This is a genomic window from Nocardiopsis sp. iso_238, from assembly GCF_056173325.1.
Genome location: NZ_CM149668.1, coordinates 2,452,005 through 2,467,848, shown reverse-complemented (window position 1 = coordinate 2,467,848; position 15,844 = coordinate 2,452,005). Strand labels below are relative to the sequence as shown.

Here is a 15,844-nt window from a genome sequence, read left to right as displayed (position 1 = left end):
TCAGCGATAATCTCACCAGCGCACCGACGTTCGGCCATAAGTCGACCGTGGGGCGCGCGCGGCGGGCCCCACCCGGAGACCGCGCACACGCGAACCAGGCCACAGCCGGGTTCACCCCTCACAGCGGTATCCGATGTGCGGGCGACCGACCGACCCGCGACGAAAGCGCTCGATGACCGACGACTCACCTTCCTCCTCCGCCTCCCCACGCCACCCGGCCAGACCACGCTTCGGCATGGCCCAGGGTTCCGCCCCGTGGCTGGTCCCGGCGCTCGGCGCGGCGGGTGCCGCCGCCCTGCTCGCCCGGCGTTCCCGGGTCGGCGCCGTGGCCGCCGCCCCGGTGATCGCCCTGGCGGCGGGGATGACCTGGTTCTTCCGCGACCCCAACCGGGGTCCGGCGACAGGTCGGGTGCTGTCCGCGGCCGACGGCGTCGTACAGAGCCTCGACCCCCAGCCCGACGGGCGGATCCGGGTCGCGGTGTTCATGAACCCCCTCAACGTGCACGTCAACCGTGCGCCCCTCGCCGGAGTCGTGACCGGCGTCGAGCACCGCCCCGGGGGTTTCCGCCCCGCCTTCGACAAGGACAGCGAGCGTAATGAGCGCGTCATCTGGACCCTTGAAACCGAGATCGGTGAGATCACGGTCGTTCAAATCGCCGGCGCGTTGGTCCGGCGTATCGTCCCGTATCTCGCTGCGGGGCAGAAGGTCGAGCAAGGCGAGAGGATCGGCCTCATCCGGTTCGGGTCACGCGTCGACGTCTACCTTCCGCCCGGGGTCACCCCGGCGGTGGAGGTCGGCCAGAAGGTCCGCGCCGGAGAAACCCGTCTTGACGCCGACTGAGGCCGTTCCCGCGGCGCGGGCCGCCACGGACCTCTCCGGGGAGGCGCCCCGGCTCCGCCTGGGCGTGGCCGACTACCTGACCCTGGGCAACGCCCTGTGCGGTTTCCTCGCGGTGTGGGCCCTGGCCACGGCGCAGGCCGCGCACATGGCGCTGGGAGCGGCGGGACCGTTGCCGAAGTCGGCGATGGCCACAGCCGTGGGCCTGATGATCGTCGCGGCCACCCTCGACGTGCTCGACGGCCGGGTCGCCCGCAAGCTGGGCGGCAGCGGCATGGGCGCGGAGCTGGACAACCTCGCCGACGTGATCAGCTTCGGGTTCGCGCCGGCGTTCTTCTTCGTGGTGTGGGGCACCATCACGGGCGGCGCCGGCGTGCTGCCCGTCCTGGCGGGCGGTGCCGTGCTGCTCGCGGTGATCGTCCGGCTGGCCAGGTTCTCCTGCCAGGCCCCCGACGCGAACTACTTCACCGGCCTTCCGTGCCCGTTCGGGGCGATGGCCGTGGTGACGATCGTGCTGTTGGACCCGCCGCTGCTGGCCGGGGTCGCGGCGGTGCTGCTCGTCTCCTGGCTGATGGTCAGCCGGATGGAGTACCCCAAGCCGCGCGGGAAGCGGATCTACGTGGTGTTGGGCATGCTCGCCACGGGCGTGGCCTTCATCGCCGCGTGGGGCCTGGGACTGCCCGCCGGGGAGGCGCTGATCTACCTCATGAGCGCTCTGGTGCTGCTCACGATCGTCTCGCTCCCCTTCTACGTGATCGCCACCCGCCGCGCACCGCACGTCGCACCCAGCGTCGAGTAGCGCGCCCGGACGCCGGAACGGCACGGGACGGCCCCCGCACCAACGGTGCGGGGGCCGTCCTCGTTCGCGGCGCCGGTTACGGCAGGGAGTCGACCAGCTCGGCCACGCTCTTGCGGCGCCCCGTGTAGAAGGGCAGCTCCTCACGGGTGTGCAGGCGGGCCTTGGCGCCGCGCAGGTGGCGCATGAGGTCCACGATGCGGTACAGCTCGTCGGCCTCGAAGGCCAGCAGCCACTCGTAGTCGTTCAGACCGAACGAGGAGACGGTGTTGGCCCGGACGTCCGGGTACGGGGCCGCCATGCGGCCGTGCTCCGCGAGCATGGCGCGGCGCTCGTCGTCGGGCAGCAGGTACCACTCGTAGGAGCGCACGAACGGGTACACGCAGATGTTGTCGCGCGGCTCCTCCCCGGCCAGGAAGGCGGGGACGTGGCCGCGGTTGAACTCGGCGGGGCGGTGCAGGCCCATGACCGACCACACCGGGGTGCTGGCGCGGCCGACCCGGGTGCGGCGGAACTCGGAGTAGACGCCCTGGAGCTGTTCCGGGGTGTCCGCGACCCACCAGAACATGATGTCGGCGTCGGCCCTGAAGCCCTGGACGTCGTAGCTGCCCCGCGTGGTGACGCCCTGTCCGGCGGCCTTGTCGAGGAGGCCCTGGAGCTCCTCGGCGGCCGCGGCGCGGTCCACGCCCTCCAGGCCGTCGACCCGGAAGACCGACCACATGGTGTAGCGGATGAGTTTGTTGAGGTCGGTGCCGTCCTGGGAGACGGCCTCGTTCTGCTGCCCCGTCACGGGTTGACTCCTTGCTGGTTCGGTCCGGCGGCGCTCTGGTCGCCGCCGCTGGTGCGGCTGTGGTCGGTGAGGGTGTCGGCCAGGCGTGCGGCCTCGTGTCCGGCGTCGGCGACGCAGGCGGGGACGCCCACGCCCCCGTAGGCGGCGCCGCACACCCCCAGGCCGGGGTGGCGTCGCACGCCCGACCGGATCCGCTCGACGCGGTCGGCGTGGCCGACCGTGTACTGCGGCAGTCCGTCGGTCCACCGGGTCACCCGGGTCTCCACCGGGGTCCCGCGCAGACCGGTCACGCGGGCGAGGTCGGCCAGGGCCGTCTCGGCCAGTTCCTCGTCGGAGCGGTCGAGCGAGCCGCCGTCCCCGAACCGGCCGATGGAGCAGCGCAGGAGCAGGAGGTCCTGCCCCGGGTTGACCCTATCCAGCTCCCGGGCCAGCCAGGGCCACTTGTTGCTGGAGAAGGTGGCGGCCTTGATCGTCAGCCCCTCCCCCGCCGGGACCAGGAAACCGGTGCCGGTGAGCGGGCGGGGGAAGGCGGAGGCGGGCAGGGCGAAGGTCACCAGCGCCATGCTGGCGTACTCGATCCGGCGCAGCTCGCGCGCGGCCTCGGGTTCGGTGTCGGTGAGCAGGCGGGCGGCCTCGGCGGCGGGGCAGGCGAGCAGCACCGCGTCGCAGTCCACCCGACCCCCGTCCGCGCCCTCCAGACGCACGCTCCAGCCCTCGGGGCGCCGCTCCAGGGAATGGGCCCGGGTGCCGGTACGCAGGTCCTCCTGTCGCGCCGCGAGCGCGTCCACGAGTGAGGCGACACCGCCGCGCAGGGAGGCGAAGACCGGCCCCGACCTGGTGGGTGCGGCGCCCCGGCCGCTCAGACTCGTGTGCACGGCCCTCATCAGGGAACGGTCCCGGCGGGCCATCGGCGCGATCTGCGGCAGGGTGGAGTCCAGGGAGAGCTCGTCGGCCCGTCCGGCGTAGACGCCCCCCAGGAGGGGTTCGACCAGCCGGTCCACCACCTGGCGGCCCATGCGGGTGCCGACGTAGGAGGCCACGGGCACGTCCGAACCCACCTGGGTGCGGGGCCACACCAGGTCGAGGGCGGCGCGCAGGGTTCCGGCCGGGGAGAGGACGCCGCTGCGGGCCAGGGCCCGCAGGTCCCCGGGGACGCCCATGAGCTGTCCCTTGGGCAGGGAACGGACGCGGCCCCGGCTGTAGATGGCCGCGCTCCCCGGGCCCGGGTGCACCACCCGGTCGTCCAGACCGAGCTCGGTGAAGAGGTCGAGGGCCTCGGGGCGGCGGGCGAGCACCGCCTCCGCACCGGCGTCGACCGGCACACCGGCCACGGGCGAGGCGCGGAGCTTGCCGCCCGGGACGTCGGCGGCCTCGATCACCGTGGTGGTGACCCCCCGGCCGTTGAGGCGGTGCGCGGCGGTGAGTCCGCAGACGCCGCCCCCGATCACGACGACATGCGGTGCTTCAGGCATGTCACCAGCTTCCCAGATGCCGCGGGTCACAGTGATCCGCCGTCCCCGTAGGCGGCCGTTGCGGTCCCGTTATGGTGCGGCGGAAACGGGGTCATCGCGGGGTGCGTCGAAGCGGCATGGACACTTCAGCGTTGACACCGTCCCGTGTCGGACGTGCCGTCGGACTGACCGCCGCCTCCGGCCTGGCCGTGCTGCTGCTCGCCTCGTGCGGGGCCTCCTCCGAGAGCGGCGGCGCCCCGGAACCCGCGAACCTGGCCGTCCCCGACCAGCGGGCCGACTCCGCGGCCGAGTTCTCGGCGGAGGGCGCCGTGGAGGAGGAGGCCGGAGCGGAGGCCGGTACGGGCACGGACGTGGAGGTCGCGGACCGGCGGCTGGTCCACACCGCCGACATGACCGTGCGCGTGGACGACGTGGCCGAGGCCGCGGAGCTGGCCAAGCGGCTGACCCTCGACTCCGACGGTTACGTGGAGTCCGAGAGCCTCTCCACGCCCCGGGACGGCCACCCCGAGGGCGTCCTGACCCTGCGCGTGCCGGACGGCGACTACGAGGGCGTGCTGGAGGAGCTGGCCGAACTGGGCGACCGCTCCATGTTGGAGCGGTCCGTGCAGGACGTCACCGAGGAGGTCGCGGACGTCGAGAGCAGGATCGAGTCCTCGGAGACCGCCCTGGAGACCCTGCGCGGCTACCTGGAGGAGGCCCGGGACGTCGACGACCTGCTGCGGGTGGAGGGCGAGATCCAGCGGCGCCAGGAGGACCTGGAGGCGCTCCAGGCCCGGCTGAAGGTGCTGGACGACCAGACCTCCTACTCGACGGTGCACCTGACCCTCCAGCCGCCCACGACCTACCTGGAGGAGCCGGTCCGGGACTCCGTCGGGTTCCTGGGCGGCCTCGAACGCGGTTGGCGCGCGCTCGTGGGCCTGGGCCAGGGCCTGGCCGTGGTCGCGGGCTGGCTGCTGCCCTTCGCCGTCGTGCTCGCGGCGGTCGGCGCCTGGCCGCTGTGGGTGTGGCTCGGGCGCCGCCGGGCCCGTCGCGCCCCCGCCCCCGCCCCCGACGCCGCCGTGGACGCGGGCGCGGGCGCGACCCGGGGTCGGGACGGCGACGCGCCGGACCCCGAGCCGGAGTCGGCCCGGTCCGAGGAGACCGGCCCGGCGAAGGACGACGAGGACGGGCGCTGACCCTGAGGGTCCGTGGAACGCGCCGAGGCCCGGCTCCCTCGCGGGGGCCGGGCCTCGGCGCGTGTGTCCGGGAGGAGCCTAGTTGGCGGTCTCCTCGTGCACGAAGGCGGTGAGCCGTTCGAGCATGTTCGGGTCGGTGCTGGGCAGCACGCCGTGACCGAGGTTGAAGATGTGGCCGTCGGCGGCCCGGCCCCGCGCGAGGATGTCGCGCGTCCGGTCGGCGACGACCTCCCAGGGAGCGAAAAGGGTGGCGGGGTCCAGGTTGCCCTGGAGCGCCGTACCCGGCTGGACCCGCTGGACGGCCTTGTCCAGCGGCACCCGCCAGTCCACGCCCACCACGTCGGCCCCGGCCTCGCTGAGCAGGCTCAGCAGCTCTCCGGTGCCCACACCGAAGTGGATGCGCGGCACCTCGTACTCGCTGAGCTGGCCGAAGATCCACGAGGTGTAGGGCAGCACCGAGGCGCGGTAGTCCTCGGCGCTGAGCGCCCCGACCCAGGAGTCGAAGAGCTGGACCGCGCTGGCCCCCGCCTCGATCTGGGTACGCAGGAAGCCCAGGGAGATGGTGGCCAGGCGCCGCATGAGCTCGTCCCACAGCTCGGGCTCGCCGTACATCAGCGCCTTGGTGTGCTCGTGGTTCTTCGACGGCCCGCCCTCGATGAGGTAGGAGGCCAGCGTGAACGGGGCACCCGCGAAGCCGATCAGCGGCTTGTCACCGAGCTCACCCACGAGCTGGCCGACCGCCTCGGTGACGTACGGGACGTCGTCGGGCTCGATCTCGCGCAGGCGCTTGATCCCGCCGGCGTCGCGGATCGGCTCGTCGACCACCGGGCCGACGCCCGGCTTGATGTCCAGTTCGATCCCGATGGCCTTGAGCGGCACCACGATGTCGCTGAAGAAGATCGCGGCGTCCACGTCGTAGCGGCGCACCGGCTGCATCGTGATCTCGGTGATCATGTCGGGCCGCGCACACGCCTCAAGCATAGGCACGTCGGCGCGGGCCCGTCGGTACTCGGGCAGGGAGCGCCCGGCCTGGCGCATGAACCACACCGGTGTGTGGGACACCGGGAGGCGCCGGCAGGCGCGAAGGAAGGGAGATTCTTGAAGCGTCACCCTTGAATCGTGCCATGCCCGCCCCGGTGGTCTCACTCGGATCGCCGGAGTCGGTGGTCACGCTCGGGGGAACGATCCGGTCCGGCGGGGGGACGAACCGGGGCGGACGGGTGCCCGGGCGGTCCCAAGATCATCACAAAACACCGACACGCCGGAGGAACTGCGGCCCGGCGCGGGTCTGTCGTGCCACGGTCGAGTCCGTGCCCACCATCACACCGTCGGCGGGGCACGTCCCGACTACCCCCGCCAGGACGCGTGATCACCACCTAATGAAGGCTGACGTTTCCACCATGCCCGATGTCGGTAGCGCCGAGAACGCTCAAGAGACGTTCCGGCGAGCGGTCGAGGCCCTGCGCTCTCCCCTCATCCGCCCCGAGATCACCGTTCGGGAGATCCCCTCACCCCAGAGGCTGGCGCCCCACTCCGCCGCCGTGTCCGCCGAGGTCACGGTCCAGGGCGAGGAGATCGCCTGGGGGCGGCTGATCGTCCTGTACGACCCCGAGGGCACCCGCGACTGGCCCGGCCCCTTCCGCGTGGTCTGCCAGGCCAACTCCGAGCTGGAGTCGGAGATCGCGACCGACCCCCTGCTGGGCCCGGTCGCCTGGAGCTGGCTCACCGACGCGCTGGAGGCCCACGGCGCGGCGCACCACACGCTGAGCGGCACGGTCACCCGGGCCACCACCGAGGGGTTCGGCACCAAGGCCCACGAGGGCGCCACCACCGAGGTCGAGATGCGCGCCTCGTGGACACCCGAGTCCGACGACCTGACCGGACACATGAACGCCTGGCTGGCGTTGCTGGCGTCCGCGTCGGGGCTTCCGCCGCTCGACGTCACCGACATCGCGCGCCAGCGGTCCCGACCCTGACCTGCGCCCGGACGCGCCCCCGACCCCGGCGCGCGAAGAGGGCGGCCGGTATCGCCCGACGATCCCGAATCGGCCCGTATCTGCGTTCGGTGGCGACAGCGCATACCGTAGTGGTGTGGCGAACGCGTTGAACTCCAAGACAGACCCCCGCGAACCCGACGACGACGCGGAGAGGGCGCCCCTCCTGCGGGAGCCGCGCGAGGGCCTGCCCGAGGTGACCTCCGACGCCGACTCGCTCGCCGGAGTCATAGCCGCCCTGGACTCGGGTTCGGGGCCCGTGGCGGTGGACGCCGAGCGCGCCTCGGGGTACCGGTACGGCCAGCGCGCGTACCTGGTGCAGCTGCGCCGGGAGGGCTCCGGTTCGGCGCTCATCGATCCGATCGCGTGCCCCGACCTGAGTGAGCTGAACTCCGCGATGGGCGGCGCCGAGGTGGTGCTGCACGCGGCGCACCAGGACCTGCCGTGCCTGACGGAGATCAACCTGCGCCCGGAGCGGCTGTTCGACACCGAGCTGGCCGGACGGCTGCTGGGCTACCAGCGGGTCGGGCTCGGGTTCATGGTGGAGCGCCTGCTGCACGTCCGCCTGGCCAAGGAGCACTCGGCGGTGGACTGGTCCCAGCGCCCGCTGCCCGAGGACTGGCTGCGCTACGCGGCTCTGGACGTGGAGATCCTCATCGAGCTGCGGAACGCGCTGGAGACGGAGCTGGAGGAGAGCGGCAAGCTGGGATGGGCCCGCGAGGAGTTCGACTCCGTGCTGGCCGCCCCGCCCAAGGAACCGCGCGCCGATCCCTGGCGGCGCACCTCGGGCATCCACAAGGTCCGCAACCAGCGTTCCCTGGCCGCGGTGCGCGAGCTCTGGTACGAACGCGACCGCATCGCGCAGGAGCGCGACATCTCCCCCGGGCGGGTGCTGCCGGACGCGGCGATCGTGGAGGCGGCGACGGCGATGCCTCGCGGCACGACGGACCTCACCAGGATCCGGCAGTTCGGGATCAAGCTGGCCCGCCGCTACGTGACCACGTGGATGAAGGCGGTGAACCGGGCCCGGGAGATGCCCCAGGCTGAGCTGCCGCGTCCCAACGCCCCCGGTGACGGTCCGCCGCCGGTGAACCGCTGGGCCGACCGCGCCCCCGAGGCCGCGCGTCGTCTGGAGGCCGCGCGGGCCACCGTGACGGGGATCGCGGAGGACGTCGTGATGCCGACCGAGAACCTTCTGCTGCCGGACACCGTCAGAAGGTTGGCCTGGGCGCCGCCGAAGGCCGTGGACGCGGACTCCGTGGGCGAGTTCCTGCGCACACGGGGCGCCAGGAACTGGCAGATCGGGCTCACCGCGGAACCGCTGGCCACAGCGTTGCTCGGTGCGGAAAAAGGCTGATCACTACCCTCTTCAACCACTTTGAACCCAGACGTGACTGAACTCACCCCCACACAGGGGCGGTTCACGCCTGTTCCATAGCCCGCTGTCCGATTAAGTTATAGAAACGTGCTCTGAAAACTCAGGGCGGTTCCTCAACGGGTGTGTACCGATCCGTGGGCCCACAAGGCTCCCGGTTCGTGTGATCAGGGAAATGTGGTGAGTCTGCTTGTCGTTCTGGCGTGCGCTGCTACGCGAGGCGGGGTTGACGCGTTCTGCCAAGGTCGAGTCGACCGAGGCCGCCATGCCCGCTTCTGACGATCAGTTCGAGCCCGCCGCCGTGCCTGAGCAGGTACCGGCCCCGGCGGGCAGGGTGGCCGGCGATGCCGGGCACCGGCCGCTGCCGCAACGGACGGGTTCGTCCGCCCCGGTGACCAAGGGCCCCACGGCCGGGATGCGCGCGGCCTCGCTCGAACGCACCCTCCAGTCCCTGGTGGAGCGTCTGGGCACCGAGCACCCGGACACCATCACCGCCCGGAACAACCTGGCCACCAAGTACGCCCAGATGGGTCGGCGCCAGGCCGCCGTGCAGCAGTTCGAGCTGGCCCTGGGCGAGGCCGTCGCGGTCTACGGCGAGGACCACCCCCGGACCGAGATCATCCGGGAGAACCTCGCCTGGGCGCTGGAGGACGTGGGCTGCCCCGCCGACGCCGCCGCCCAGTGGGAGATCCTGCTCGGCCAGCGGGAGAGCCAGTTCGGTCCGGCCGACGAGGACACGGTGGAGGCGCGCATGCGCCTGGCCGTGTGCTACCGGCGCAGCGGGCGGGTGGACGCCGCGGTGGCCCACTACGCGCGGGCCATCGAGGACGTGGCCTCCACCGAGCGCCGTGAGGAGCTGCGGCTGGGCATGAGCGCGGCGCAGAGCATGGCCGGCCGGTACGAGGAGGCCGTCTCCCAGCTGCGCATGGTGCTGGCCGGGCGCCGCCGCCGCCTGGGCAAGGGCCACCTGGACACCCTCACGGTGCACCACCGGTTGGGCCGCGCCTACACGCAGGCGGGCCGGGCGGACGAGGCGGTCGAGGTGCTGCGCGAGGCCTACCGGGTGGCGCTCAACTCCTCGGGCGACCCGGAGGTCAGACGGTTGATCATGCGGCTGCGCCGCGACCTGGCGGGCGCCTACAACTCCGCCGGTCGCCACCGTGAGGCCAACGCGCTCCTCTGACACGAGCGACACACCCGTGCTCACCGGGGCCGGGAACTCCCTGGGAGTTCCCGGCCCCTTCCCGTGGGCGGGTGCGTGTGCGGGGTCCGGGGAGCGCGGGGGCTTCTCTCGGGGAAGTGGCCCGTCACGTGCGAAAAGCACTCGCGTGTGCCCGGTGGCGACTGGCAGTATCCCTCCTTTGAGACCCGTGATTCCCGCCGATCAACCGGAGAGCGCCATGCGCGAACTGAGCCACGAGGAGATCCGCTCCTCGTTCGTCAACTGTCCCAAGGGGGAGGCCAAACGGATGCACTTCCCGCCGGTCATGCCGCTCCTGGCCTGGGAGGACACGGACTTCCTCGGTTGGACCGACCCCAAGGCGCCGGGCCGCGCCTACCTGGTGATCGAGTCCGGGGAGGATCCGCTCGGGATCGCCCTGCGGCTGCCGACGGGGAACCGCAAGGGCAACTTCTTCAAGTCGATGACGTGCTCGTTCTGCCTGACCGTGCACCCCGCTGGCGGCGTCCGGCTGTTCAGCGCACCCAAGCCCGGCAAGGCCGGACGCCAGGGCGACACGGTGGGCCTGTACGTGTGCGCGGACCTGGCCTGCCCGCTGTACGTGCGGGGCAAGCGGGAGTCCGCGCTGATCCAACCGGCGGAGACCATCACCCGCGAGGAGCGCGTCCAGCGGCTGAACCTCAACGTCGACCGCTTCGCCTCCTCCTTCCTCACTCCCCCGGGCTGACCCCCGCGGGCTCCTGGGAAGATGCGGGCCACTGGGGCCCGGCGGGCTCCGGCGCCAGGAGCTGCCCGGCGGCCAGGTCCCGGTAGAGGGAGTCGCGTTCGACCAGTTCGGCGTGGGTGCCCACCGCGCGGACCCGCCCCGTCTCCAGGACCACGATCCGGTCCGCGCTGGTGACCGTGGAGAGCCGGTGGGCGACGACGATCACGGTGGTGTCGCGTGCCGCCGCCAGCATGACCGCCTTGAGCGCGCCCTCGTTGGCGGCGTCCAGCTGGGAGGTGGCCTCGTCCATCAGGAGCAGGCGCGGGCGGCGGAGCAGGGCGCGGGCGATGGCCACCCGCTGGCGTTCGCCGCCGGAGATGGTCACGCCCCGGTGGCCGATCGGGTTCTCCAGCCCGTCGGGCAGGCGTTCGACCAGGTCGGTGAGGCGGGCGGTACGGATCACCTCCCGGATCTGCTCCTCGGTGGCGTGCGGCGCGGCCATGGTGAGGTTGCCGCGCAGGGTGCCGTCGAGGACCGGGGCGTCCTGTTCCACGTAGCCGATCTGGGAGCGCAGCTCCTCCAGGGGCCAGTCGCGGACGTCGGTGCCGTCCAGGCGCACGGTGCCGGTGGTGGCGTCGTAGAAGCGTTCGACCAGGGAGAAGACGGTGGTCTTCCCCGATCCCGAGGGCCCGACCAGGGCGGTCAGCCCGGGCCCCGAGGCCTCGAAGGTCACTCCGTGGTGCACCAGGGGCAGGTCGGGGTGGTACCGGAAGGTGACGTCGGTGAGGGAGACCTCGGCCGGTCGGGGTGAGGCGGGTTCGGTGCGGGCCCGTCCGGGGTCCTCCTGGTCGAGGTCGGTGACCTCGTCGATCCGGCGGACGGCGGCCAGGCCGGTCTGGAGCTCGGTGGCCGACTGCACGAGGGTGCTGATGGGTTCCATCAGGTAGAAGAGCAGCAGCAGGAAGGCGATGAGCGTGGACACGCTCATGGTCCCCGCCGCCACCATGCCGCCGCCGAGGCCCAGCACCACGAGGAAGCTGGTGTTGACCGCGAGCATGGACAGCGTGCCGGACAGCGCGGTCCATCCGGCCACGGAGACACCCCGCCGCCAGGACTCCACCGCGGACTCGTCGAGGCGGGCGATCTCGGCCCGTTCGGCGGAGGAGGCCTTGACCGTGCGGAAGGCGCCGAAGATCCGTTCCAGGAGGGAGCCCATCTCACCGAGCGAGGCCTGCGCCGCCTGGGTGGCGCGGCCGATCCTGGGCAGGACGACCCCCATGAGGACGCCGACCAGCACGATCATGCCCAGGGTGACGAGGAGCAGGAGCGGACTGAGCACCCCCATGACGACGATCCCGCCCACCAGCAGGACCGTACTGGTGAAGAGGTTGGTGATGCCGCTGGTGGCGACCGATCTGAGCAGGGTGGTGTCGGCGGTGAGCCGGGAGACGAGGTCCCCCGGTTTGAGCCGGTCGAGTTCGCCCACGCGCAGTCGGACGAGTCGGCCCACCAGGGTGCGGCGCACGCCGAGCACGACGCTCTGGCCGGTGCGTTCGAGGACGAAGGCGCCCAGGGCCCCGATGACGGCTCCGGCGAGCACCACGCCCAGCAGGACGAGGATCGGCCCGGAGATGGGAGCGCCGCCGCCCAGGGCGTCGATCACGTACTTGGCCATGAGCGGCTGGATCAGGCCGGTCATCCCGCCGAGGAAGGTGAGGACGCCTCCGGCGACCAGCGCCCGCCAGTGCGGTCGGGCGTACTCCCACAGGCGCCGCAGCGGCGCTTTGGGCGCCTGTCTGAGCAGTTCCTGGTGTTCCGTGTCCGGTCGTGGCATCGTCGTCCCCGTGTCCCCCTCGTTCGGAATCCACCCTCAGGGAACCGTGTTGGCCGGGGCGGCCACAAGCGCCGAAAGTAGGGGGTCCACCCGACTTCGGAAGTGAAGGGCCCCGCCGCTCGCACTATTTGTTACTGGCGAGTAGCATGGACCCATACAGTCCACCCAACGCTTGGAGAAGGAGGGGCCATCGTGTCGCGAACTGCCCGCGATGTCGTGTTTGTCGATGGGGTCCGCACCCCGTTCGGCAAGTCAGGCAAGGGCCTCTACGCCGAGACGCGCGCCGACGACCTGATCGTCCGCGTCATCCGCGAACTGATGCGCCGCAACCCGGGCCTGCCCCCGGAGCGCGTCGACGAGGTCGCCATCGCCGCCACCACCCAGATCGGCGACCAGGGCCTGACCCTCGGGCGCACCGCCGCGATCCTCGCCGGGCTGCCGCGCAGCGTCCCCGGTTACTCCATCGACCGCATGTGCGCCGGCGCGCTCACCGCCGCCACCACCGCGGGCGCGGGCATCTCCTTCGGTGCCTACGACGTCGTGATCGCCGGTGGCGTCGAGCACATGGGCCGCCACCCCATGGGTGAGGGCGTCGACCCCAACCCCCGCATCATCTCCGAGAAGCTGGTCGACCCGTCCGCGCTGGTCATGGGCAACACCGCCGAGAACCTGCACGACCGGTACCCGACCATCACCAAGGAGCGCGCCGACGCCTACGCGGTGCGCAGCCAGGAGAAGGTCGCCAAGGCCTACGCCGACGGCAAGATCCAGCCCGACCTGGTCGAGACCCTGGTCCGTTCGGCGGAGAAGGGCTTCGGCCTGGCCACGCAGGACGAGCCGCCGCGCCCCGGCACCACCATGGAGTCGCTCGCCGGCCTCAAGACCCCGTTCCGCGCGCACGGCAACGTGACGCCCGGCAACGCCGCCGGTCTCAACGACGGCGCCACCGGCACCCTGCTCATGGCCGAGGAGGTCGCTGAGGAGCTGGGCCTGGACGCCAGGATGCGTCTGGTCGACTTCTCGTTCACCGGTGTCGAGCCCGAGGTCATGGGTGTGGGCCCGGTCCCGGCCACCGAGAAGCTGTTCGCCCGCCAGGGCATCACGATCGACGACGTCGGTCTGATCGAGATCAACGAGGCCTTCGCCGTCCAGGTGCTCGCCTTCCTGGAGCACTTCGGCATCGCCGACGACGACGCCCGCGTCAACCCGTGGGGCGGCGCCATCGCGGTCGGCCACCCGCTGGCCTCCTCCGGCGGCCGCCTGATGATGCAGCTCGCGCGCCAGTTCGCCGAGCGCCCCGACGTCCGCTACGGCCTCACCACCATGTGCGTGGGCCTGGGCATGGGCGGGACCATCCTGTGGGAGAACACCAACTACGAGGGGGGCAAGTGAGCACCGCCATCGAAGAAGCCCGCGAGCTTTTCAAGGACGAGGTCGTCACCAACGCGATCTCCCGCGATGTCGAGCTCCCCTACGGCGCGGGCACCGCTGTCCTGATCACCCTGGACAACGGGCACGACCACACCAAGCCGAACACCTTCGGCCCCGGCGGCCTGCTGAGCCTGGACGCCGCGATCGAGGCCGCCAAGGCGCGCACCGACATCGTGGCCGTGGCCGTCACCGGCAAGCCGTTCATCTTCGCGGTCGGCGCCGACCTCACGGGCGTCCCCGCGCTCCAGAACCGCGAGCAGGCCGAGGCCATCGGCAAGCTGGGGCACGACGTGTTCCGCAAGCTCGGTGAGCTGGACGTGCCGACGTTCGCGCTGGTCAACGGCGCGGCCATGGGCGGCGGCGTCGAGGTGGCGCTGCACTGCTCGTACCGCACCGTGTCCTCGGGCGTCCCGGCGTTCGCGCTCCCCGAGGCCTTCCTCGGCCTGGTCCCCGGCTGGGGCGGCACCTACCTGCTGCCCAACCTGATCGGCGCCGAGAAGGCCCTGAAGCTGATCGTCGACAACCCGCTCGCCCAGAACAAGATGATCAAGGGCAAGCAGGTCTTCGAGATGGGGATCGCCGACGCGATCTTCGAGCCCGCCGACTTCGTCGAGGAGTCCCTGCGCTGGGCCGCGAAGGTCGTCAAGGGCGACGTCACCGTGGAGCGCCCCGAGGTCGACAGGGGCGAGGCCTGGGACAACGCGGTCAACATGGCCCGTTTCGTGGTCGAGGGCAAGCTGCACGGCGCCGCCCCGGCCCCGGCCCGTGCCGTCGAGCTGGTCGCCGCCGCCAAGACCGCCACCCGTGACGAGGGCTTCGACGCCGAGGACCAGGCGCTCGCGGACCTCATCATGAGCGACGAGCTCAAGGCCGGTCTGTACGCCTTCGACCTCGTGCAGAAGCGCGCCAAGCGCCCGGCGGGCGCGCCGGACAAGTCGCTGGCCCGCAAGGTCACCAAGGTCGGCGTCGTCGGCGCCGGTCTGATGGCCGGGCAGCTGGCCCTGCTGTTCGCGCGCCGCCTGGACGTGCCGGTCGTCATGACCGACCTGGACCAGGACCGCCTGAACAAGGGCGTGGACTACGTCCACGGTGAGGTCGACAAGCTCCTCAAGAAGGGGCGCGTCAACCAGGACAAGGCCAACCACCTCAAGGCCCTCGTCACCGGTTCGCTCACCAAGGACGCCTTCTCGGACGCCGACTTCGTCATCGAGGCCGTCTTCGAGAAGATGGAGGTCAAGCAGCAGGTGTTCGCCGAGGTGGAGGCCGTGGTCTCCCCCGAGGCGATCCTCGCCACCAACACCTCCTCGCTGTCCATCACCGAGATGGCGTCGAAGCTCCGGCACCCCGAGCGGGTCGTGGGCTTCCACTTCTTCAACCCCGTCGCCGTCCTGCCGCTGCTGGAGATCGTCCGCGGCGACCGGACCGACGACGCCTCGCTGGCCACGGCGTTCGCCACGGCCAGGAAGCTGAAGAAGACCTCGGTCCTGTGCAAGGACGCCCCGGCGTTCGTCGTCAACCGCCTGCTCACCCTGTTCATGGGTGAGGTCCTGGGCGCCGTGGGCGAGGGCACGGAGCCGGAGGTCGCCGACCGCGCGGTCGCTCCGCTGGGTCTGCCGATGTCGCCGCTCATGCTGCTCCAGCTGGTCGGCCCGGCGGTCGGTCTGCACGTCGCGGAGACCCTGAACGGGGCCTTCCCGGAGCGCTTCGCGGTCTCCCCGCAGCTGGAGGCCGTGGTCAAGGCGGGCAAGACCGCGATCTTCGCCCCGGACCTGACCATCGACCCCGAGGTGAAGGAGCTCCTCAAGGGCGGGGACTCCCCGTCGGAGGAGAAGGAGATCCTGGACCGGGCCCTGCGCGCCCTGGCCAAGGAGATCCAGATCATGCTGGACGAGGGCGTGGTGGCCGAGGCCGCCGACATCGACCTGTGCCTGATCACGGGCGCCGGCTGGCCCTTCCACACCGGTGGCATCACCCCGTACCTGGACAAGGTCGGCGTGTCCACCGAGGTGAACGGCAAGCCGTTCCACGAGGGCGCCCCGAAGGCCTTCTAGGCCCCCGGTCGCCCAGGGCCCGGTCTCCCCCCAGGGAGACCGGGCCCTTTCGCGTCTCACGGCCCTGCCACGGGCGCAGGTAACTCACCCCCGCCGTCCAGTGGCCCTCTGTAACGTGTGACGTGAGTGTTGCCCCCACACACGGCCAGCGGGCCTTTTCGAGGACTGAGGGCCGGTTCGGCCGACCGGCCGGGGTGGGCGG

At 71.9% G+C, this 15,844-nt stretch carries 13 protein-coding genes; 9 read left to right on the top strand and 4 right to left on the bottom strand.

Translation table 11 applies throughout. The annotated features are described in order from the left end of the window. Positions 1-172: 172 nt before the first annotated feature. Together AC0VYL_RS10885 and AC0VYL_RS10880 are read left to right on the top strand one after the other, a co-directional pair. A complete protein-coding gene (locus AC0VYL_RS10885) occupies positions 173-841 on the top strand; it encodes a phosphatidylserine decarboxylase (RefSeq protein WP_475462520.1) in 669 nt (222 codons plus the stop codon). Further along, the gene (locus AC0VYL_RS10880) at positions 828-1,637 is read left to right on the top strand and encodes a CDP-alcohol phosphatidyltransferase family protein (RefSeq protein ID WP_475483045.1); all 810 of its coding nucleotides are present in this window, start codon (positions 828-830) and stop codon (positions 1,635-1,637) included. Before AC0VYL_RS10885 ends, AC0VYL_RS10880 begins: the two co-directional genes overlap by 14 nt. A 76-nt stretch (positions 1,638-1,713) precedes the next feature. Here the strand turns inward: AC0VYL_RS10880 and hemQ are convergent, their stop codons facing one another. Both hemQ and hemG read right to left on the bottom strand, forming a co-directional pair. Then, on the bottom strand, positions 1,714-2,424 hold the full coding sequence (hemQ, locus tag AC0VYL_RS10875) for a hydrogen peroxide-dependent heme synthase (RefSeq protein WP_475483044.1): 711 nt from the start codon (positions 2,422-2,424) through the stop codon (positions 1,714-1,716). After that, positions 2,421-3,896, bottom strand: coding sequence for a protoporphyrinogen oxidase (gene hemG, locus AC0VYL_RS10870; RefSeq protein ID WP_475483043.1), 1,476 nt, complete (start codon positions 3,894-3,896; stop codon positions 2,421-2,423). The genes hemQ and hemG overlap by 4 nt, the downstream gene beginning before the upstream one ends. Positions 3,897-4,012: 116 nt before the next feature. On the opposite strand from hemG, the gene AC0VYL_RS10865 reads away from it, so the two are divergent. Continuing rightward, positions 4,013-5,071 carry a DUF4349 domain-containing protein gene (locus AC0VYL_RS10865; RefSeq protein WP_475462515.1) on the top strand — a complete coding sequence of 353 codons (1,059 nt, stop codon included), beginning with the start codon at positions 4,013-4,015 and terminating at the stop codon, positions 5,069-5,071. A gap of 78 nt (positions 5,072-5,149) precedes the next feature. Here AC0VYL_RS10865 and hemE read toward each other — a convergent pair whose 3' ends face one another. Next, positions 5,150-6,118: a uroporphyrinogen decarboxylase gene (gene hemE, locus AC0VYL_RS10860; RefSeq protein ID WP_475463020.1), complete on the bottom strand. Its 969-nt coding sequence runs from the start codon at positions 6,116-6,118 to the stop codon at positions 5,150-5,152. A 353-nt stretch (positions 6,119-6,471) separates the two neighbouring features. On the opposite strand from hemE, the gene AC0VYL_RS10855 reads away from it, so the two are divergent. The 4 genes from AC0VYL_RS10855 (at position 6,472) to AC0VYL_RS10840 (ending at position 10,347) form a co-directional block, all read left to right on the top strand. Then, entirely contained in the window at positions 6,472-7,047 is a 576-nt protein-coding gene (locus AC0VYL_RS10855) for a DUF3000 domain-containing protein (protein WP_475462514.1), read from the top strand. A gap of 127 nt (positions 7,048-7,174) precedes the next feature. Further along, the gene (locus tag AC0VYL_RS10850; RefSeq protein WP_475463019.1) at positions 7,175-8,422 is read left to right on the top strand and encodes an HRDC domain-containing protein; all 1,248 of its coding nucleotides are present in this window, start codon (positions 7,175-7,177) and stop codon (positions 8,420-8,422) included. A 208-nt stretch (positions 8,423-8,630) separates the two neighbouring features. Then, positions 8,631-9,623 carry a tetratricopeptide repeat protein gene (locus AC0VYL_RS10845; RefSeq protein ID WP_475462511.1) on the top strand — a complete coding sequence of 331 codons (993 nt, stop codon included), beginning with the start codon at positions 8,631-8,633 and terminating at the stop codon, positions 9,621-9,623. Positions 9,624-9,840: 217 nt separating this feature from the next. After that, the gene (locus AC0VYL_RS10840; protein ID WP_475483042.1) at positions 9,841-10,347 is read left to right on the top strand and encodes an FBP domain-containing protein; all 507 of its coding nucleotides are present in this window, start codon (positions 9,841-9,843) and stop codon (positions 10,345-10,347) included. Here the strand turns inward: AC0VYL_RS10840 and AC0VYL_RS10835 are convergent. Next, positions 10,331-12,160, bottom strand: a complete 1,830-nt coding sequence (locus AC0VYL_RS10835) for an ABC transporter ATP-binding protein (protein WP_475483041.1) — start codon at positions 12,158-12,160, stop codon at positions 10,331-10,333. The two genes, AC0VYL_RS10840 and AC0VYL_RS10835, sit on opposite strands and share 17 nt — an antisense overlap. Positions 12,161-12,376: 216 nt before the next feature. On the opposite strand from AC0VYL_RS10835, the gene AC0VYL_RS10830 reads away from it, so the two are divergent. After that, positions 12,377-13,552, top strand: a complete 1,176-nt coding sequence (locus AC0VYL_RS10830; RefSeq protein ID WP_475483496.1) for a thiolase family protein — start codon at positions 12,377-12,379, stop codon at positions 13,550-13,552. After that, positions 13,549-15,642, top strand: a complete 2,094-nt coding sequence (locus AC0VYL_RS10825) for a 3-hydroxyacyl-CoA dehydrogenase NAD-binding domain-containing protein (protein ID WP_475483040.1) — start codon at positions 13,549-13,551, stop codon at positions 15,640-15,642. The genes AC0VYL_RS10830 and AC0VYL_RS10825 overlap by 4 nt, the downstream gene beginning before the upstream one ends. Positions 15,643-15,844 lie beyond the last annotated feature (202 nt).